We start from the raw sequence: 18,598 nt of genomic DNA, 5'->3' as shown, positions 1-18,598 counted from the left end.
GACACACATAGACACAGTGGGACACTTAAAGTCCAATTTCTATGAGTTCAAAAATCGAGATTACCAGAATCTGCGAATTCTGTAAAAATGAGTTTACAGCACGCACAACAAAAACACTTTACTGTTCGCTTAAATGCAGCTCCAGGGCCTATAAAGCAAGGGTTCGGCAGGCAAAAATTGACAGAAGCGAAAACGAGACAAAACAGGTAAAAAATGTCAATTTAGAAGCAATTAAAGCCAAAGATTATATCGATGTTAATTTGGCCAGTAATTTGCTCGGCATCAGCAAAAGGACCATATACAGGCTCATTGCGCGGGGTGAACTTGATATCGCAAAGTTCGGAAGAAGAACTATTATCCGAAGATGTGATCTGGACAGCTTCTTTTCAACTCCTTTAGACCAGGCACTGCTGCGGCCTGTTCAGGAATTTCCGGGAATAGAGAATTGTTACAACATAATGCAGATACAGCAGAAGTTTAAAATTTCAGCAGGCGCACTTTATACGCTGATCCAGAGACACGGACTGGCTAAATATTCCATCGGAAAATTTAATTACGTGGCTAAAAGAGATATCGATATTATATTTAATGCAGGAGATTATGAAAAAGACTAATGTAACATTGAGAAAAAAGAAGATCGCAAATGGGAAATTATCACTTTATCTGGATTTTTATCCGCCGATCCAAAATGCAGAGACTAATGAGCTGACCAGACGTGAATTTCTTAAACTGTATCTGTTCGATAAACCTAAAGATCAGCTTGAGAAGATTGCAAACACAGAGAGCCTTCAAACTGCCCAGCTCATTCAGATCCGCAGGCAGAATGAACTACGCAAGGACGACGTATATAATGAGTTTGAGAAAGAGCAATTGGAAATTCAAAGAATCAGCAGAGGCTCATTTTTGGAGTATTTCAAAAAGATAAGAGATAAAAAAGTTGGAAAAAACCGTCTGATATGGGATACGGCCATTGTACATTTTGAAGCTTTTTTAAACGGAAATGACTTAACCTTTAAAGAAGTGACAGTGACCCTTATAGAAGATTATAAAGAATACTTATTAAAAGCGAAAAACCGAAAAAATAACAGCAGCACCATCGCAAGAAACACTGCCCTTTCTTATCATAATAAACTAAAAACCACTCTCAAAAATGCCTACAAAGAACAAAAACTAAGAACTGATATTAATGCAGGGATTGATTCTATAAAAGAGCAGGAATCCCAGCGCAATTTTTTAACTTTAAAAGAAGCCAAGAAATTATTCAGCACTCCATGTCCAAAAAGAATAGTACACCAGATTTCAAAATTTTCGGTATTGACAGGCCTTCGGTATTCCGATATTGCTAAACTCACCTGGGAAGAGATTATGTTTATAGAAGACGACGGTTATTACATACGATTCAAGCAAAAGAAGACAGAAGGCCTTCAGACCATTCCAATATCAAATGAAGCTTATGAAATACTTGCAGAAAAGGCGCAGCCGGTAAAAACCGGGAAAGTTTTTTTCGATTTAAAAAAGTGGGATGTAGACAGGGCACTGCCAGTATGGATTGCCAGGGCAGGTATTGTCAAACACATCACTTTTCATTGTTTCAGGCATACATATGCTACTCTTCAGATTGCTTCAGGCACGGATATTTTTACAGTCTCCAAAATGCTGGGTCACAAAAGCATCAAAACGACACAGATTTACACTAAAATCATTGATGAGAAAAAACGGGAAGCAAGCCAGAGAATAACTTTGAAATAATAAAGGACTGCCCTGACAAAAGCACTTCAAAAAAACGGCCGCTTTTTAAAATACCAAATTTGAAAAAATTAAAATTTTAAGATGCAATAAATTACTGTAAAATCTTTAATGAAGAAATAAGGATTTGGATTTATTGCACCAAATAATGGCGGGAACCAAGTTTTTGTTCATGTTTCAGATCTATGAAGTGCTCTAATGAGAATATGATAAAGTTCATTTTTATATCTTTGGTACCTGAAGAAATAATTGAAATGATAAATGAAGCAAAAAGTTAAAACTTAGCCTTACTTATATTGTAAGGCTTTTTTATTTCATAATATCTTGAAAAAATTAAAACTAACGACAAATTAAAAATGAGTTTATATTGTCCTTAAATTTGAAAGAAAAACATGGCGGTAAAAGAAGTTAAAATAGGGCAAAGAAAATTTTTGGTAGGTTATGCTAAAGATGAAAAAGAGATGGAATCTATAATTGAAAATCAGGGTCAGGTAATAATGATTTCTTATGATCATGAAGAGAACGAATTCTTATCAGATAAACAAATACAAAAAATTATTGACGATAATCAAGATGAAATTTTTCTAAAATTAGAGGAAATACTTAACTCAAAATGTTACGAAAATGTTGATTTTACAACAATAACATATTCTTGGGAAATAGGAACAACAAGTCATTGGCATATTGGCAATTGTGTAACAAAATCTTATATAGTTAACTACAACAATTATATGTCCGCAAAAAACTTGAAACAGAGAATTTCTGGTGTAAAAAGGGTATAATTACCAAAATAAAATAAAAAGCCCGCATTGACAATGCGGGCTTTTTATTTTAAAACAAGTATGTGTGATGCGGCACGGTGCAAATAATGAACAATGATGTTTTGAAAAACCGAAACAGTTCTCTTCTGCTTTTCCTATTGCTCCAATAGTGCCGCTGCAGTTATATTTGAAATCTGCAAAGGTGTACTATCTTTCAATTTGCAGATATTTGACCTTGATTGCACCGTTTATTGGGTTTTGGAATTTATCCATCCCTGCTATCTAAGACATACCCTTTCATGGTAGTCGGCACAGCATCTTGGCAGCCAATTTTTAAGCCTTTCTTTTTTTAGCGCTTTTCTATGCTTCAAACTTAAAAAATCACCTTCCTGGTTACTATATTTTCATTCTCTAAGGTAGTTTTGACCAGTAGAATCTGCGGACCGGTAAGAATGTTTGCTATTTCAAGTTCGGAAGATCCAAGATGCGGACTGCTGTAGAGTAATTTTCCGGTAATATCAAAAACAGAAACTTTCTTTAAAGCTGCAGGAAATGATTTTACACTGATGACCTGATTTTTTGAAGCCACGCTGAGATGCTGCAGCTGCTTTTCCATTTCATTTATTCCTAATTTTTTATCTGCTATATAGCGGATTACAAAACGATCAGTAAACGTGCCGGAGAGAGTTGAAAAAGTATAACTGCCCGATTTTAAATTATGCATAGTACCGGTTTCTTTGTCTTCTAAGTAAATATTCAGCACATCTAAATCGCCATCGGTATGATCAATGGAAATGGTCAGCTTTCCAGTAATTTCCGACCTGTATCCCACAGGAATGGTATCGGAGACATCAAACGGCACGGCACGCCCCTGAATCACCAGCTTATTGGATTCGATAATGCTGAAAAAATCAGCATACTTATTGGCGTCCATGGTCGGAGCATCATAATTGTGATCGTAGCCATTGGTAGCCCCTGTCACATAAGCAATTAAGATCTGTTTGAATAAACCCTGCGAATTGGTCAAATTGAGCCAGACACGGTGTCTTTCATATTCTATCCCATCAGAGAATACGGGAGATAAACTGACATTGTTTTTAACGTTACCGCTCTGTGTGACGATAGGTCCACAAGCTTGAACAGAATGAGAGAAAAGAACAGACTGAATAGGAAAAAGCAGCACAAACGACAAGTAAAGTTTTTTCATAAGACCCTAGTTTAAAATTAATGACAGTACTAAAAATTATTTAATAAAAAATCTAAAATTCCTTACACCGCTGTCAAGTTACGTCTCAGCCGTCCTTTTACTAAGGACAACTTCAAGGATTCTTTTTGACATTACATTAAAGCACACTATTCAGTTAACAGCAGAAAAGCAAAATGCTGCAACACTATTAAACAGCAAAGGATGCTGTTTATCTGATTAATTAACCTTTAAACGTTCAGAGATTTATCTAAAGTACGATTTTTTTCATACAAATTAGAATTCCCATTAAATAAATTAGTTAAAATTTCAAGCAAAGAAAAATGGGAAACTTATAGGCCGTCTTCGGTGTTAAAAGAAGTATCAGAATCTTTTCTGATCCAAAGTGTTACAGTATTGTCTGTACGAAAGTGTGCTGAGCACCTATTTTTTAGTCCTTTTATCTACCCAGCCCGGCTGGCTTTCATCATATTTTTCCATCTTTCTCACTGCCAATACAGTATTTGGATAATAGTCGGACGGCAAAGCGGGTTTAGGCTTTATAAATTTAGCATAGTATTCTTCTTTACTGTTCTCACGCAATTGAATACCTCCGGTCACATATTGGTAAGTGAACTGCATCTGAATGAATATCTTAGTGAGATCCAGTGTTTCCCATTTCCCCAAAAAACAGTACAAAAGATTTCCATGCTCCAGCAGTGTCTTTACTGCCAGATATTCCTTTGAGGTGCTTTTCAACCTGGTGGATGCCAGTATAAAAGCATCCGTTTTTTTTTCTTCCTGTGCTGTCATAATGCTGTTATTTAAAAAAGCAAAATTAGTTACAAAACCAGACACGAAATGAAATCAAATTGTTCCAAATTCTAACATTAACATACCATACAGAATTGTACTACTGCAGAAGTACTGCGCTAAAAAGAACCTGCTTAGAATAAAAACAAAAAACAGGGACAAATTCAATCCCTGTTTTTGCATTTCTGATCTACTTCCGTCTGCAGTTCTGAAATCGTTTTGATCCGTCCGGCCTTAATCCAGTCCAAAAGCTCCGATCTTAAAAAATACAGCTGTTTGCCCTGCTTGCTTACCGGAATCTCATTGCGGCAGACTTTCGAGTATATTGTGGCAACCGAAAGCCGGATCAGTTTTGAGGCTTCAATGATGGTCATCAGACCCGCATCCTCATCCTCAGGGAAGCGGTTTTGGATCTCTTTTAAGAGACGTTCTATATTTTCCACTCGCAGGGATAGTGTTCCCAGGATATTAGGGAGATCTTCAAAAGTAAATGGTTTCATAAGAGATGTGTTTTACTAATTTCAAAATCAAAAAAATATATTCTGCTGCCCCTGGTTTTCTTAAAGGAAGGTTCATACCGCAGATAGCCGTACTCATGCAGTTCCTGCAGGCATTTATGATAGGTTGATTTAGAAGAAATTTTAGCCGCAGGAACCAGCTCCACTCTAAAAACCTCAATAGGATTGATAAAACCCTTAAGGGAACGGTACCGCAGCAGCGCCGCATAAATGGCAATGTGCGTGCTGCTGATCCGAAAGTCCTTTTCAATTGCAGAAAAGAAATCCAGCAGGGGCTGTAAACTTTCCATCATCTTTATATTGAATGCGACTGTTTGTTTCTTTTCCTTTCCTCTTGCCCTTTCACACCTTCCACGTTTTTCTTCTGTTCTCTGGATACCGATTTATCTTCCCCTTGCTGCTGTTTCTCGGCTTTGCTTTCTCGATGGTTGATGCGCTGCCTATTTGCATCATAAACATTCACGGTTTTAAAATGGGGATTGGCTTCAATATACATCTTACTTTCCACACCCGAAACCACAAAAGTGACCGACTGCAGGTTGCCTTTCTTTAAAGAGTTTAGAAGATCTTCTTTAAATTTCGGGGTCTCCAGTTCCTTGATCGAATGTTTGGACACTGCCGCTTCCAGATCATAGCCGTAATTCTGATGGTACTGGTTCATTTTGAAATTACCATTACTTTCGGCATCAGTAAAATTCAATTTTGTCCAGCAATTATACATTTCTCCTTCTTTGTTTCGAAGGTCTTTATTGACTGCCCTTCCCTCCAGCAGGTTAAAAGCTTCTTTCATGGTAAAGGTATTGTCTTTGCTGACATAAAAAATCTGCTCAGGGGCATGTGATGCGCCTTCCTTCTGCAGTGCTGCCTTATAGGAATTAAAGAAATACAGCTCACTCTGGTCCGACTTTTTAAAAGACAGCTCCGAAGACAATGTGCCGCTCCCAAAGGAAGCTTCATGCGCTATAGTAAATTCCTTTTCCCCTTTTTCCATCTGCTCTTTCAGCGCAGGTGTCAACGTATCCCCGAAACCGGTGTACTTGATCTGATCAACTAAAAATTCCAAATTCTTCTGATTCATGATATACTATTTTTAAATTAATATTGATTTACAAACTATTGAGAATATCCAGATCAATAAGATCCTCATGCTTAACATCCACTTCAATCTGCCTGCCGCCGTTTTTTTCAATAAGCTGCACGGTGAGGTATTTTTTCTCGGGAATCGTAAACTTAGGTACCGCATAGACCAGCGTGAGTTCAGAGGCATCAGGAACGGCGGACAACGGAGATGTACAGTATAAGGGCAGTATTTCGATCTCCTGCGAGGCAGTCCGTTTTGATTTTCTCTGGTCGCGTATAAAAAAACGAAGCTGATCGATATCATACCCTATTTTGGATCTGTTGCCCAGCACGAGCCTGAAATACAGCACATCCCGATGGATAAAAACTCCGGTCACACGCAGCTGCATCTCAAATCTTGACCGGCTCAGTCCGTGGATCTTTTTCTTTTTGGATAGTGCCAGTGCGGCATACTCTTCGATAGTCTTCTGGTTGTCATTGTCCATGGAAAACAAAACTTCTTCATTAACCAAAAAAGACCGATCTGCCTTTACATTTAAATCAGCACAGGTTTCATCATACTGCAGCATAAAAACATACAGCCTGTTATCCCCTGTAACAACAGTAAGGTTGGTGGGGGTGAAATCCTGCTTTGCTGCTTTTACAAGCACAATATTCTCTACTCCTTTCGCTTTCTGTACCAAAACATCAGCGCTGCCTTTATCAATACTTTTCACTGCATAAGGAAAAACAATACTGGTTGTTTTTGAATGGGCAATCTGCACATTTTTGAGCTGCTCAGCGTTTAAACTGCATTGCTGCGTGCTGAACTGGGCAAAGGCCGATACCGCATTTAAACACACTGCAAGAAGCAAAAACCAATTCCCTTTTATCATCCTTTTCATCTTCATTTCTTTTGGTTATTTTCAATTTTTCTGTTTCTCATCATACAGCAGCACCCGGTAGCCTGCCTTCACGACAACCTTGACCAGTTTCACTTTCCTGCTCATCAGACTTTTCGCCGCTTCAATTCCCATTCCCGCCGCCTGCGCTCCCCAGGAGTCCGTTACCCCTGTAAGTCCCAGCGTCTGGATGGAACGGTCTGCCGAAGCCTTAGCCACATCCCTGTTAATGGCACCGGGTATATAAATGCCGTTCATGCCGTCCAGATCATACACTGCAAGCTCGACGGGAAAAATCGAACCGTCGTACTGAATATTGGCAATGGTAATTTCCAGCCGTTCCCCTTTTAAAGAGGCGGTTCCGTATAAAAAAGTATTCTTAGGAACCAGAATTCCCTGCAGCATAATATCGGTAACCAGTCTGAGTTTTACCACCGATCCGTTGATAATGCTCTGGGTTTGATGCAGTACCGCTTCCAAAGCATTTTGCGGATGCCCCGCATCCTGAATCTCATCAGCGGTATAAAATGCATTGGCTTTCAAAGGAAAAATCACGACATCCTGCTGCAGCAAAGTCATATTCTCATCTTCTTTTTTACGGATAACCGTAAAGCTTTTTTCTTTTCTAACAGCGGCACGCTGCTTTAACCTTTCCTCTACCCTTGAAGGGTGCTGGATATCTAGAATATTCTCCAGCATCCCGCCTAGCTGCTGGAGTTCGGGATCGGGTTGTTGCGATGTGCCCATGGCGGAAATCTGCTGCTCTAAATTCTTGATCTGCGCGGAAAGTTCATCAGACGAGCCGTAGTTTTCAAATTCTCTCATATCCTGACCGTAATGATCCGGTGCAGCGGGCTGTTGTATTATCTTCTGTAATGCCTCAAGTTTTTCATATACCTGCCGCTCTTTTTGATCCTGAAAGGAATTCAGTCCCTGTCCCCTTTTTGGGAAGGCATTTGTTTTAAAATCATCCTCTCCCCAATCCTGAGGCAGTTCTCCCAACAGCTGTCGGCCTGCATAATTGGGATCTTTTTTTATCTGTTCCTGAAGTTTCATGGAATCTACAGCTGCCTGATCGTAATAACTCATTTTATCCAGCGCCGCATCTTCCTTAAATTTGGGAATGGGGAGCTTTACATTAAACCCTTTACGGTCAGCAGGCTCAGCAGCCGACTGCCTGGTGCCGCCTCCCAGCGTGTAAAATAAAAAAGTGATAAAAGGAAGCGTTATAAAGGGCATTGCCAGAAACATTTTACGCTTTTTATCTGCTTTAATGGATGGTGTTTTCTCTATCATGATTGTACTATTTAAAATTAAAAGTCCTTGTATACTGTAAAAGCCATCGGCGATCACTTCCTAACGCCCATATATTACCCGCTAAACGAGGCGTAAAGATTCCATATCAGGTAAATTCCTGCAGACAGGACAAAGAAAACCAGCAGCAAAAGCAGTGTGCTTCTGGAGCGTCCTTCCGTTAAAGTATTCATCCCTCTCACCCACCTGTCCTGCACTGCCTGATAATATTTATCAAATAGGAAAAGCAGTCCCGGTTTATTCGATGCTGGTTTCATGGCTCTTTATTTTCTGTTCTCTACCGTCAGATCTTTATTTTCAATGGTGCTGAACCGTTCGATTAAAAATCCGTGGGGATTGTTATCGCTTCTGGAGACATTGCGCAGGCTGCCTTGGGTAATCAGGTTTCTTTTCAGTATGCTGGTTGTCCGTATAATGTGCTGGCGGGCAAAACAGGTAAAGCGGTAGGGATAGTCTTTCACGTCCACCCTGATGCTGTCAACCTGAATGGTCTGGCTTATATTTCCTGATATAATCCCCGAATAGAAGTTGTTTTCTTTCAGATCATCGTAAATCCTTTTGGCGCTGTCATCAGCGAGATACAGAGCTTTGGTGATATTGGTTTTAATCACTTTGTCATCGGGATCCAGGGTAAAGAAGAATTGATGAAAGGTTTTTACGTGATCACGCGCTTCCACCTCTACATTGTCTTTTCGTTCCGACGCGTAGGCTTCAAGCGCTTTTCCGGCGGCCAGTACATACACCTTATTCTGCATGAGTGTTACGGACTCAAAACTTTTGTAGAGCGTATAACAGCATATCACGACACAGCCCGCAATCACCAGCATGGTAAATCCTCTCACATAGCGGAATGCCGTGTCTATATTTTTCATTTTGGTAAACATGATTCAATTTGTTTAGATGTTATCAGGAATTTCCTTTCAGCCTGTCGTGATGGTAGTTCCCTTTCTCTTTAAAGTAGGGGGAACTTCCCGCCGAGGAAGCCATGCTCTGGTACATTCTTCCTGCAGTATTTCCCATAGCATCCAATACCATTCCGGCTCCCTGTGATGTGCTCGAAACGACAGAAGAAGCCGAACTGCTGAAAAGACTGGTGACTTTCTGCCCCAGTGCCCCTCCTCCTGCAGCATGCACAATATAGTTGGCTACCGAGGGAACCGTGAAGTATCCGATAATGCCGATTACCATAAAAATAAGGTAAGCGCTATCGGTGCTGCTGAAAAACGTATCGCCCGAGGACTGTACCTGGGACAGGTCCAGTTTGAGCATGAGTTCCTGGATTTTACCAATAATGCTTCCAAAAATATTAGCGACGGGAAGCCAGAGGTAAATGTTGATGTATCGGGCCAGCCAGACGGTAAGGGTATGCTGGAATCCGTCAAAAACCGCTATTCCAAATACCAGCGGTCCCAAAATGGAGAGTACCACCAATTGAAAAGTTCTTAAGGTATCAATGCAGAGTGCTGCCGCTTCAAACAATAGCTGCAGAACCTCGCTCATCCATTGCTTCACAGAATTCCTAAAATTATAAGATGCCTTTTCCATGGCAAACTTCACATCGTTGCCGATTCCTGCCAGCATGCCCTCTTGGGAAGGATCTTCATCATGGGTATATTTGTACCATTTGTCCCGGTCCCCGGCTCCTGTAACGCCCACGTACATTTTATAGGAATCGGTCTGTTGTATTGCTTTTTCCTTTTCTTTTAAAAGCACCGCCACAGCATTATTCGACCCCGTAACCATGGCAGCGGTCGCGGTAACGGCGGGCTTCATCACTGCGTTGATAAGGGCCAGCACTGATGGAAATATCATAATGCAGAACCCGATTACAAAGGGCCGGAACAACGGATAAAAATCAATGGGTTCTGCATTGGCAATATGCCGCCAGACCCTGGAAGCAATATACCAGATCGTACCGAACCCGGCTATCCCCTGCCCGACTGCAAGCAGATTACCGCACAAAGGCATCATCTGCTCATAGAGCTGTTCCAAAACAGAATGCAGGTTCTGACTATCGCCGCCCAGTGCCTGAGCCTGCATACATACAGGCAGCAGTACTACAAAAACATTAAAAAACATGCGTATAAAAGATTGGTAACTGTTCATCACTTTAGTTTTTTAATTCCTGAAGGTTTCTCAAAGCATGCACATCAACCGTTTCTTTCACTCTTTGAAGCGCCAGTACGCTGGTTTCTTTATTAAAGCTGCGCAGGAATAACAATTTTTCCTGCATCTGCAGATAAAGGCCGTCTACCGCCTGCAGTCTCTCATCATCCGACATTCGGAGTTTATCGGCCGTTACCACCATCAGAAGTTCATCCAGGTTCCTAAGGCTCTGCTGTAACAGATTACCATAGACTTTTTCAAAGTACGCGGTCTCCTGCGGACTGAAACTCCCGCTGCTTACAAAGCGATTCAGACCGTTTCTGCTTTCCTTTACCAGCAGCTGCTGAAAATGGGCTATGTCCCCGATCCTTTTATAATTTTTTACCGCAGGGCTGACCTGCAGCAGCGCATCGAGAAAAGTCTTATGAAGACTGAAGTTTCCCTCAGACATCTGCTTCACGGTGTTGTAGCCTCCGGACAGCAGCTCATATCCCTTTTTCATATCGCTTAAAATCTTCTTGAACTGGGACAGTTTCTCGATGTTTAAAACAAGCTGCTGTATCTCGGCTGACTGGGCCGATGTTCTTTGAGGCACCAAACCCAAGCACAGCACCAGTATTAGTATCGTAATCAAAATCTTTTTCATCTCTTTAGCTTATAGTCCATAAATGTCCTTCACAACCTTTGCAACCTTTTGATCACCTGCTTTGGAAATACAAAGCAGTCTGGCTTCATTAGTGAAGGAAATAGAAAATGTATAATCCGAAAGCATCCTTTCATGGAGCGCATCAATGCGCTCTATCCTCTGGTCGTCTTTCAGTTCCAGCCCTGCATCGATGGTAAGCACTAAAAGTTCCTCCAAAGTCCGATTGCAATTTTCAAAAAGCCGGTTAAAAGAACGCTCGATGTAATCCAGCTCATCCCCGTAAAACAGATCTGAAGTCTTTAGACCGGCTAAGTTCTTTTTACAGTTCTTCATGATTTTCAACTGCAGCGCGATAATCTCCCCAACCTTATAATAATTCCTGACCCTGGGATTGACCTTCAAAAGCGAGGTAAAATAATCCCCATGCAGTTTCAGTTCACCTTTCTTGGCATCTCCAATAAAGTTCAGGCCTTTAGACACAGCTGCATAGCCTTTCTTTGCATAATCCATATAGACCTGAAGTGCCGCAATCTGAAGGAGAAGCTCTTTTCGCTGCTTGGCCTGAGCCTGTACAACAGGCTGAAAAAACAGTACTAGCAGCACTGCTGCAATCATTCTTTTCATGATTTATTTTATTTTATTTTCAATTACCGAATACCGTAAAATTGCTTCACCTGCTGCAGATCCGCTTCCGTTTTTGCCCGCTGAAGGCTCAGCATGATGTTCTGCTGGTTAAACAGTATTAAGTCATGATAATTGGCCTCGATCTGGTCTGCTGCCGTATTGATCAGTTCCAGTCTTTTCAGATCACTCATCTGGGTGGTGAAAGAATCCAGAATTAAAAAGATCTGGTCAATGTTCTTAAGGCTTTCATCCAGAATCCCCGAATAGACGCGGTCCATGTACTGAATCTCGTTCTCCTTAAAATGTTGGTCCTGTTTGAAAAGGTTCCAGGCTTTTTCATACTCCCTGATCAATCGGGTCTGCTTCACGCTAATCTCTTTTATTCTCTGGTAATAGGTAATTACCGATTTTACTTTTGTCAGTTCCTCATAATAGCCTTTGTAGAGCTCTTTCTGTTTTTGCGTCCAGTCCGAGATTTCATCAAGCTTTAATTTAGACAGCACATTCTCCACCTGCTTTTGTGCATTTTGCAGCCAGATGGTTTTGTTCTGCAGTTTCTGAATCCTCAGATCAATCGCCTTGATCACTTTTTTCGTCACCGTCTTGACTATTTCCAGTATAGGAAGTACTGCCGCAGTATTAGCGGGTCTTGCCGGACTGCCGGCCAGAAGCAGGCACACCAAACACAGTAGTATTTTCTTTTTCATTTTTCCTTGTCATTTTGTTCCGTTTCTTATATCCTGAGCCATTGCGGCGATCCCTTTTTTGATGTCCCCGCCAAACTTAGATGCATAGGCATTCATCTTCACCTTCTCACTCTCCTCTGTGGTATAGGCCAAATATTCTTCCAGCGACACCTCTGTCCGGTATACTTTAGAGAGCATGCCTCCAAGAGATATAAATACCTCTTTATATTTTCGAGCCGGATCATTGGCCTTATTGACTGAAAGCACCAGTGCCTTTTCTTTCTCCGTAAGCCCGAGCAGTTCCTGTATCTGGTCAAACTTGTTCTGGTATTTGCTCTGATCCAGCAGGATCTTGCAGTCGCTGTTGTTGATAATGGCCTGTTTCACGACAGGAGAAGAAATAATATCCTCCACCTCCTGGGTCACCACGACAGCTTCTCCGAAGAACTTACGCACTGTCTTAAAAAGATACTTGATATACTCTGCAAAACCTTCCTTCATCAGGGCTTTCCAGGCTTCTTCAATGAGAATCATCTTGCGGATGCCTTTGAGTTTTCGCATCTTATTGATAAAAACTTCCATAATGATAATGGTGACTACCGGAAAAAGAATCGGATGATCCTTGATGTTATCGAGTTCAAAGACAATGAACCTTTCCTTTAAAAGATTAAGATTCTCTGTGGCATTGAGCAGGTAATCAAACTCGCCTCCCTTGTAATAGGGACGCAGTACATAGAGAAAATTGCTCACATCAAAGTCTTTTTCCTTCACTTTATCATCTGATAAAATCGATACAAAATCCGCTTTCAAAAAATCATAAAAACTGTTAAAGCAGGGAAAAATATCACCGTTGAGAGCCAGCTTTTCATAATACAGCTGCAGTGCATTGGAAAGCGCCACATACTCGCTTCGGTTAAAGGTTTCATCGTCTTTTTTCCAGAGTGCCAAAAGCAGTGTTTTAATACTTTCCTTTTTCTCGGTATCCAAATTGTCCCCTTCTGAAATATAAAAAGGATTAAACCGGATCGGGTTCCTTTCATCATAGGTGAAATAATAACCGCCGACCATATCACACAGCCCTTTGTAACTGTGCCCGACATCTACCAGCACGATATGGGTTCCCTGCTCATAGTAGCTTCGTACCATATGGTTGGTAAAAAAAGATTTCCCGCTTCCGGAAGGTCCCAGTATAAACTTATTGCGGTTGGTGCAGATCCCCATCCTGACGGGCTCATCACTGATATCCACATGAACCGGTTTTCCGGTAAGCCTGTCCCCTAAGCGGATTCCAACAGGGCTTAAAGACGATCTATATCCTGTCTCCATATTCAAAAAACAGACGGCCTGTTCCGTGAAGGTGTCAAAGGTATCGTTCATGGGAAAATCCGCCGCGTTTCCCGGCATACCGGCCCAGTAGATCTGCGGCGCCCCAACAGTTTCCTGCTTGGCTGCCGCATCCATCTGCGCCAGTGCCGAGGAAACTTTGTTTTTAATTTCTTTCAGCGCTTCGGTATCCGTGCTCCAGGCCAGCACATTAAAATGTGCCTTGACGGGAAGTCTCTGCTGCGAAAGGGCTTCATTGAGAAAATCATTTGTTGCATCCCGTGCAATCAAATTTTCCCGGCTGTATGCCGCCAAGGACTGAAGCCGCAGCCTTTTGCTTTCCAGTTTTTGCAGGGTCTTCTGCGTATCTTCAATAAAGAGGTACTGATTGTAAATATGATTACAGGACAAAAGCTGTCCGAGCGTGGAAGCAAAACCCACACTGAATTTGGTTTTATCAGTCGAATACCGGTCAAAGTTGATTCTCGAGCCGCACAAACCCGGCAGATCAGCCGCATCTCCCAAAGTAAAAAGCTGGCAGTGTTTGTCCCCAACAGTCAATCCATTCTCAAAGCTCAGATCATTAAAAACAAAAGTGTTTTCCTGCTCCGATAAAAAACAATATTGCTCCACCAGTCCCTTTCTTCTGCTCTCGCTTGTAAGGGCATTATTGTTCAGACGGGTCAGTTTGACAAAACCGCTGTCTTCCATAACCCTTTTAAACTGACCGGTGCAGTCTATAAAATCCTGCAGCAGCGGCATACTTAGAGTTTCTTGCGGCACTAAGGTATTTTTAATCAGACTGGAGAATACCGAAGTTGAATTTTTCCGGCCGGCTGGTTTCTTGGTCAGCATGATGTAGCAGCAATGCTCCAGAAAAGGCCTTTCGTTAAAAAAACGCTCACTGCTTCTGGTTAGAAAACTACAGTCCAAACCCGAAAAATCCGCTTTATACTTCTTCTCTAAAAACCAGTCCTGTTTATGAAAAACACTATGTTTGGGAAGCAGTTTTACAGCCTTGATCCACGACTGGTGAAATGCCTCATACTCCTGATCCGACAGCGTGAAAATCTCGGGCAGCTCCGCCTTGAATACCACCGTTACATCGCCCTGTTTTGACACAATACAGTCGTGCTCCACTGCCATAATCGGCAGTATTTCTTCCATCCTTTTCTCCATCTTCCCTCCACTTGTGTTCTCAACGTTCCATAACTATAACTTAATAAAAACAGCCCTGCTTCTCACCTTTACATACCTGGGAACCTGCCGGGAAGCCAGGGCTTTCATCAGGCCGTATTGGCCGTACTTTCGGCTCAAGCTGTAAATCTTGAATACCAGAAAAGCACCTGCAGCTCCAACCAATCCGATGCACAAAACAGAAGGAAGCCCGATGATATACAGCACCGCAAACACAATCATGAGCATCACCATGCCACCTGCTAAATACCAGATATACTGCGCCTTCAGCCCCTTGAATTCAATGCTTCGATTAATGCCTTTATTGATCTGGTAAATACTGCCGGCCATCAGACTCCAAAAAAGGATTTGATTACCGTTGCCACCACCACAAGAAATACACAGCTGCCAAACCAGGCTGCGGCTACCTTGCCCGTATCGGGATCTCCGGCATTCCATTTCTGATACACCTTAACCGCTCCGATAAGCCCGAGAATAGCTCCCACAGCATACATTAGTTCGGTGCCTGCATCAAAATAACTGCGTACCTTCTGGTTGGCCTCGTTGATTCCCGCAACCCCGTCCTGACTGTAAACTTTCAGACTGACCAGCAGCATCAAAAGCGAGGAAGCACCGAGATTTTTCATCCTGCTCCATACGAATTTTAATTTCCAATTCCACCTTCTCATCTCCTATCATTTAAATTAAACTGTTACTTGAAATAAAAACAGAGAACTACCGCTGTTACAACACCTATTTCTTTGTCACTAACTGCCATACCGCACTAGAGCGAACAGGGGCATTCTCTGTTTAAGATTACTCTTCACTTTCCCATAAACCGTCCACCTCTGCCTCAGTAAGTACAAACTCTGGATATTTCCGGCTTTCCAAAACCACAAGGGAATTTATTTTCTCACGCAAAGCAGACTGCTTTACAAAAGGATATGCAGCGAATATAAACTGCAGATAATGACAAAACTCCGTTTTAGAAATACCTCGATCATTACTTTCAATAAACACCTCTAGTATTTTAGGATACAATTCTTCAGCGTCTTCAAGAGTGCTGAATGATTCATTGTACTGGGCAAACGGACCGGCTTTGCTTTTTTTTACCTGATCAGAATCAGGCCTGCCGGCGCCTTTAAAAATGTCCTTCAGTTTCTCAGGATAGGATCGCAAAATCACAAATCCGTACCACAAAACAACCAAAACGATAACCGTAATCCAATAAGCTTCCCATGAAATTGTACTGAGCATAACCTCTCTATTTAATCATTAAACATCCGTTCAAAAAATCAGTCTTAATTCTGATCGTTTTACAGGACAAAGGAACGTTTGAAATACAGCTTCTGCAAGTACAACTTTTCCTGTACCCTTCTGTACCCATTGCAAAGTGAGTGAATCTAATGGATCACGATGTAATGCCCAGAGTGAACGCTCCTGACTGATCTATCAGTTCCCTTACAAATCCTAAAAAAAAAGATGAGCGCGAGGCTCATCTTTAAATTATTCCGGATTAATAAGCAAAGGTTTAAAACTCATCTAAATTCCTTTGTCTTATTTGAGCAAGCGGATACACCGCTACTGCATGCTTAAATAAAGGTATCCCGCATAACTTTGCTGGTTGCTGCCAGAATCAAGATATTTGATTATGTAATAATAGGTTCCTGTAGGAAGTCCTGCGCTCTGCTTTACAACGGCTCTACCGTTGGAATAGCCGTTAAATGCATTCCCTTCATTATCATATCCATCGGTATGGAACACTATAACGCCCCAGCGGTTGTAAATCTCAACGGTATTCTGCGGATAGCATTCAATTCCATCGATTTTAAAAATATCATTACGACTGTCTCCATTTGGTGATAATGCATTGTGCACAATTATCTGACAGCCCTGAATATCCAGTACTGTCGGGCCGTTTCCTGCCGGGGAAGAGCCGTCAGAGAGATCAGAGACTTCTTTTCCTGCCGGATCTGCCGGTGTTGGCGGCCCTGTTGCTTCTGCCAGAGCCTGATTCACTACCTGACCTTTAGCTATATCATTTGTCGTAATGGTGTATTCTGCCCTGTAAAGCCATATCTCATTCAAATCCAGACTTCCGTTTCCGTTAAGATCTCCCGTGCTGTCTGCTGTACTGGCGGGATCTAAAGCCGGGGCTGATAACCCAGGCATTGGATCGTTTACCCGTATATTGTTTAACACCGTATTTCCAGCATTAGTTACCGTAAACAAGTAACTGATCCTATCTCCCGCCTTGGCATTATTAAGATCTCCGCTGAAAGCGGCTATCTGTTTTACAATTGCAATTTTGGGATTATTTGGTAATGGAACTACCGTACAGTCTGGACATGCCGGATCATAATACGGATCACCCGGCGTGGACGGATTGGTAGGATCTGTTGAAGTATCATTGACAAGAGTGCCGTCAGGATCATCCGCTGTGGGAGCAGTGTTCCCCTGACCTATTGCACTGTTGTAAATCACGCCGCTTTCAATATCAGTCTGTGTAATAGTATACTGTATCTGAGCATTCCCTGTCTGCCCTGGTTCTAGTATATCAGGCGACGTAATAAGATTTGCCACACCAATATACGCATCATTTATTTTTACATTTTCTAATCTGATATTTCCGGTATTGAGAACCGTAAAGGTGTATGTAACGGTTTCGCCTGCTTCAGGAAAACCATCCCCATTTGTATCATCAGCCGCCGAAAACGCACCATCTTTTAATACCTCAAGGGAAGGCATTGGTACTATTGGCGTAATAGTTTCACTATCCTGATCGTTTTCCAACGGATCATTATTGTTTGGGGTCGAATTGGGATCAAAGTTATCTGAAGCAATAATTTGAGCCACATTTTTATACTCATCAGGACTTCCTGTTGAAGCGTTGATCTTCACTGTATACTGCAGCGCCACTGATGTTCCGGCCGTTATACTTAAAGCCGGCCATGTAATGGTGTTTCCGGTTAAAGTCCCCCCGTTGTCAGCACTGACAAAAGTATATCCGGAAGGAAGTACATCCTTGGTGCTTACTCCCGCCGCGTTATCGGGTCCATTATTTGTAACGGTGATGGTAAAATCAATCTGGCTGCCGACAAAAGGAGAAAGGCTGCCTGCTGTTTTAGTAAGTGCAATATCAGAACATGGGATCACATTGATATCCACTTGAAGTGCATTTCCTATACTGTTCTCACAGACGGCGTTATTCTGTACGGTCACATAATACGATGCATTTGCAGTAAGAGAAGGCGTAACAAATACGTTTCCCGTAAAAAGCAGTACGGATAAACCGGCATCTTGGTACCAATTGAATATAGGATTGCTGATCCCGCTTGACACTGTTATGGTAGAGGTGCCTGCCGTACAAACGGAAGGATTCGATACCGAGGCTGTAATATCAGCAGATACTGCTAAAGGATTTACCGTTACAGTAGCGGCCTGCCGGGTGCCGGGAAGATTCTCGCAGACTCCATCGCCGCTGACACTTACATAATAAGTGGTGGTGGCTGCCGGTACAACATCGTAAGTATCACCGGTTTTCAAAATGGCACCGCTGGTCTGATCGGCATACCAATTAAATACAGGCGTTGTCACTGTAACAGACGAGGCGGTAAGCGATGCAGCAGACCCTGAACAGATTACGGCACCCGGTACGGCGATGTCCGAAGCCTGCCCTAAAGCGTTTACTGTTACCGTTACGGCCTGCCGGGTGCCGGGAAGATTCTCGCAGACTCCATC

At 42.1% G+C, this 18,598-nt stretch carries 21 protein-coding genes and 1 pseudogene; 4 read left to right on the top strand and 18 right to left on the bottom strand.

From position 1 onward, the window contains the following. Window positions 1–41: 41 nt before the first annotated feature. From ACTJIW_RS22590 to ACTJIW_RS22575, 4 genes and pseudogenes are all read left to right on the top strand, one after another. A complete protein-coding gene (locus ACTJIW_RS22590; RefSeq protein WP_440716397.1) occupies window positions 42–614 on the top strand; it encodes a helix-turn-helix domain-containing protein in 573 nt (190 codons plus the stop codon). Continuing rightward, window positions 601–1,749, top strand: coding sequence for a tyrosine-type recombinase/integrase (locus ACTJIW_RS22585; protein ID WP_440716396.1), 1,149 nt, complete (start codon window positions 601–603; stop codon window positions 1,747–1,749). The genes ACTJIW_RS22590 and ACTJIW_RS22585 overlap by 14 nt, the downstream gene beginning before the upstream one ends. A gap of 123 nt (window positions 1,750–1,872) precedes the next feature. Next, window positions 1,873–1,935: pseudogene (locus ACTJIW_RS22580) on the top strand (cold-shock protein); the annotation flags it as partial. 203 nt (window positions 1,936–2,138) lie between these two features. Beyond that, window positions 2,139–2,528: a hypothetical protein gene (locus tag ACTJIW_RS22575; protein ID WP_440716395.1), complete on the top strand. Its 390-nt coding sequence runs from the start codon at window positions 2,139–2,141 to the stop codon at window positions 2,526–2,528. A gap of 352 nt (window positions 2,529–2,880) precedes the next feature. On the opposite strand, the gene ACTJIW_RS22570 is transcribed toward ACTJIW_RS22575, so the two are convergent. The 18 genes from ACTJIW_RS22570 to ACTJIW_RS22485 all read right to left on the bottom strand — a co-directional run. After that, entirely contained in the window at window positions 2,881–3,714 is an 834-nt protein-coding gene (locus ACTJIW_RS22570) for a T9SS sorting signal type C domain-containing protein (protein WP_012024764.1), read from the bottom strand. A 420-nt stretch (window positions 3,715–4,134) separates the two neighbouring features. Next, complete coding sequence (locus ACTJIW_RS22565) at window positions 4,135–4,503, bottom strand: hypothetical protein (RefSeq protein WP_440716394.1); 369 nt, start codon at window positions 4,501–4,503, stop codon at window positions 4,135–4,137. A 164-nt stretch (window positions 4,504–4,667) separates the two neighbouring features. Then, on the bottom strand, window positions 4,668–5,003 hold the full coding sequence (locus tag ACTJIW_RS22560) for a helix-turn-helix domain-containing protein (protein WP_440716393.1): 336 nt from the start codon (window positions 5,001–5,003) through the stop codon (window positions 4,668–4,670). Then, window positions 5,000–5,311 (bottom strand): hypothetical protein, encoded by a 312-nt coding sequence (locus ACTJIW_RS22555; RefSeq protein ID WP_012024761.1) that lies wholly within the window; start codon window positions 5,309–5,311, stop codon window positions 5,000–5,002. Before ACTJIW_RS22555 ends, ACTJIW_RS22560 begins: the two co-directional genes overlap by 4 nt. Before the next feature lie 5 nt (window positions 5,312–5,316). Further along, window positions 5,317–6,099, bottom strand: coding sequence for a hypothetical protein (locus ACTJIW_RS22550; protein WP_440716392.1), 783 nt, complete (start codon window positions 6,097–6,099; stop codon window positions 5,317–5,319). 28 nt (window positions 6,100–6,127) lie between these two features. Continuing rightward, on the bottom strand, window positions 6,128–6,985 hold the full coding sequence (gene traN / locus ACTJIW_RS22545; RefSeq protein WP_440716391.1) for a conjugative transposon protein TraN: 858 nt from the start codon (window positions 6,983–6,985) through the stop codon (window positions 6,128–6,130). Between the two features lie 21 nt (window positions 6,986–7,006). Beyond that, window positions 7,007–8,278 carry a conjugative transposon protein TraM gene (gene traM / locus ACTJIW_RS22540; protein ID WP_440716390.1) on the bottom strand — a complete coding sequence of 424 codons (1,272 nt, stop codon included), beginning with the start codon at window positions 8,276–8,278 and terminating at the stop codon, window positions 7,007–7,009. Window positions 8,279–8,352: 74 nt separating this feature from the next. Next, window positions 8,353–8,553, bottom strand: coding sequence for a hypothetical protein (locus tag ACTJIW_RS22535; protein WP_440716389.1), 201 nt, complete (start codon window positions 8,551–8,553; stop codon window positions 8,353–8,355). A gap of 6 nt (window positions 8,554–8,559) precedes the next feature. Then, the gene (traK, locus tag ACTJIW_RS22530; RefSeq protein WP_433811303.1) at window positions 8,560–9,180 is read right to left on the bottom strand and encodes a conjugative transposon protein TraK; all 621 of its coding nucleotides are present in this window, start codon (window positions 9,178–9,180) and stop codon (window positions 8,560–8,562) included. 22 nt (window positions 9,181–9,202) lie between these two features. After that, complete coding sequence (gene traJ / locus ACTJIW_RS22525) at window positions 9,203–10,336, bottom strand: conjugative transposon protein TraJ (RefSeq protein WP_440716420.1); 1,134 nt, start codon at window positions 10,334–10,336, stop codon at window positions 9,203–9,205. A 70-nt stretch (window positions 10,337–10,406) separates the two neighbouring features. Then, entirely contained in the window at window positions 10,407–11,048 is a 642-nt protein-coding gene (locus tag ACTJIW_RS22520; protein WP_440716388.1) for a TerB family tellurite resistance protein, read from the bottom strand. A 9-nt stretch (window positions 11,049–11,057) separates the two neighbouring features. Further along, complete coding sequence (locus ACTJIW_RS22515) at window positions 11,058–11,672, bottom strand: hypothetical protein (protein ID WP_440716387.1); 615 nt, start codon at window positions 11,670–11,672, stop codon at window positions 11,058–11,060. A 23-nt stretch (window positions 11,673–11,695) separates the two neighbouring features. Further along, entirely contained in the window at window positions 11,696–12,379 is a 684-nt protein-coding gene (locus ACTJIW_RS22510; RefSeq protein ID WP_440716386.1) for a conjugal transfer protein TraI, read from the bottom strand. A gap of 9 nt (window positions 12,380–12,388) precedes the next feature. Then, a complete protein-coding gene (locus ACTJIW_RS22505) occupies window positions 12,389–14,860 on the bottom strand; it encodes a TraG family conjugative transposon ATPase (protein ID WP_440716385.1) in 2,472 nt (823 codons plus the stop codon). A gap of 33 nt (window positions 14,861–14,893) precedes the next feature. After that, window positions 14,894–15,208, bottom strand: coding sequence for a DUF4133 domain-containing protein (locus ACTJIW_RS22500; protein ID WP_440716384.1), 315 nt, complete (start codon window positions 15,206–15,208; stop codon window positions 14,894–14,896). Then, complete coding sequence (locus ACTJIW_RS22495) at window positions 15,208–15,504, bottom strand: DUF4134 domain-containing protein (protein WP_440716419.1); 297 nt, start codon at window positions 15,502–15,504, stop codon at window positions 15,208–15,210. The genes ACTJIW_RS22500 and ACTJIW_RS22495 overlap by 1 nt, the downstream gene beginning before the upstream one ends. A 169-nt stretch (window positions 15,505–15,673) precedes the next feature. Further along, entirely contained in the window at window positions 15,674–16,114 is a 441-nt protein-coding gene (locus tag ACTJIW_RS22490; RefSeq protein WP_440716383.1) for a hypothetical protein, read from the bottom strand. Between the two features lie 324 nt (window positions 16,115–16,438). Beyond that, on the bottom strand, window positions 16,439–18,598 hold a 2,160-nt coding region (locus ACTJIW_RS22485), incomplete at its 5' end, for a DUF7507 domain-containing protein (RefSeq protein ID WP_440718484.1).

Source organism: Flavobacterium sp. 22659 (genome assembly GCF_052044235.1).
Lineage (GTDB): Bacteria > Bacteroidota > Bacteroidia > Flavobacteriales > Flavobacteriaceae > Flavobacterium > Flavobacterium johnsoniae.
The sequence above is the reverse complement of the archived record's forward strand: the minus strand, read 5'-3'. Positions and strand labels throughout refer to the sequence as shown.

Bases quoted from the DNA above. Each gene is read 5' to 3' on its own strand.
- ACTJIW_RS22590 (WP_440716397.1), top strand. From the start codon at position 42: ATGAGTTCAAAAATCGAGATTACCAGAATCTGCGAATTCTGTAAAAAT.
- ACTJIW_RS22585 (WP_440716396.1), top strand. From the start codon at position 601: ATGAAAAAGACTAATGTAACATTGAGAAAAAAGAAGATCGCAAATGGG.
- ACTJIW_RS22575 (WP_440716395.1), top strand. From the start codon at position 2,139: ATGGCGGTAAAAGAAGTTAAAATAGGGCAAAGAAAATTTTTGGTAGGT.
- ACTJIW_RS22570 (WP_012024764.1), bottom strand. From the start codon at position 3,714: ATGAAAAAACTTTACTTGTCGTTTGTGCTGCTTTTTCCTATTCAGTCT.
- ACTJIW_RS22565 (WP_440716394.1), bottom strand. From the start codon at position 4,503: ATGACAGCACAGGAAGAAAAAAAAACGGATGCTTTTATACTGGCATCC.
- ACTJIW_RS22560 (WP_440716393.1), bottom strand. From the start codon at position 5,003: ATGAAACCATTTACTTTTGAAGATCTCCCTAATATCCTGGGAACACTA.
- ACTJIW_RS22555 (WP_012024761.1), bottom strand. From the start codon at position 5,311: ATGGAAAGTTTACAGCCCCTGCTGGATTTCTTTTCTGCAATTGAAAAG.
- ACTJIW_RS22550 (WP_440716392.1), bottom strand. From the start codon at position 6,099: ATGAATCAGAAGAATTTGGAATTTTTAGTTGATCAGATCAAGTACACC.
- traN (WP_440716391.1), bottom strand. From the start codon at position 6,985: ATGAAAAGGATGATAAAAGGGAATTGGTTTTTGCTTCTTGCAGTGTGT.
- traM (WP_440716390.1), bottom strand. From the start codon at position 8,278: ATGATAGAGAAAACACCATCCATTAAAGCAGATAAAAAGCGTAAAATG.
- ACTJIW_RS22535 (WP_440716389.1), bottom strand. From the start codon at position 8,553: ATGAAACCAGCATCGAATAAACCGGGACTGCTTTTCCTATTTGATAAA.
- traK (WP_433811303.1), bottom strand. From the start codon at position 9,180: ATGTTTACCAAAATGAAAAATATAGACACGGCATTCCGCTATGTGAGA.
- traJ (WP_440716420.1), bottom strand. From the start codon at position 10,336: ATGCAGGCTCAGGCACTGGGCGGCGATAGTCAGAACCTGCATTCTGTT.
- ACTJIW_RS22520 (WP_440716388.1), bottom strand. From the start codon at position 11,048: ATGAAAAAGATTTTGATTACGATACTAATACTGGTGCTGTGCTTGGGT.
- ACTJIW_RS22515 (WP_440716387.1), bottom strand. From the start codon at position 11,672: ATGAAAAGAATGATTGCAGCAGTGCTGCTAGTACTGTTTTTTCAGCCT.
- ACTJIW_RS22510 (WP_440716386.1), bottom strand. From the start codon at position 12,379: ATGAAAAAGAAAATACTACTGTGTTTGGTGTGCCTGCTTCTGGCCGGC.
- ACTJIW_RS22505 (WP_440716385.1), bottom strand. From the start codon at position 14,860: ATGGAGAAAAGGATGGAAGAAATACTGCCGATTATGGCAGTGGAGCAC.
- ACTJIW_RS22500 (WP_440716384.1), bottom strand. From the start codon at position 15,208: ATGGCCGGCAGTATTTACCAGATCAATAAAGGCATTAATCGAAGCATT.
- ACTJIW_RS22495 (WP_440716419.1), bottom strand. From the start codon at position 15,504: ATGAAAAATCTCGGTGCTTCCTCGCTTTTGATGCTGCTGGTCAGTCTG.
- ACTJIW_RS22490 (WP_440716383.1), bottom strand. From the start codon at position 16,114: ATGCTCAGTACAATTTCATGGGAAGCTTATTGGATTACGGTTATCGTT.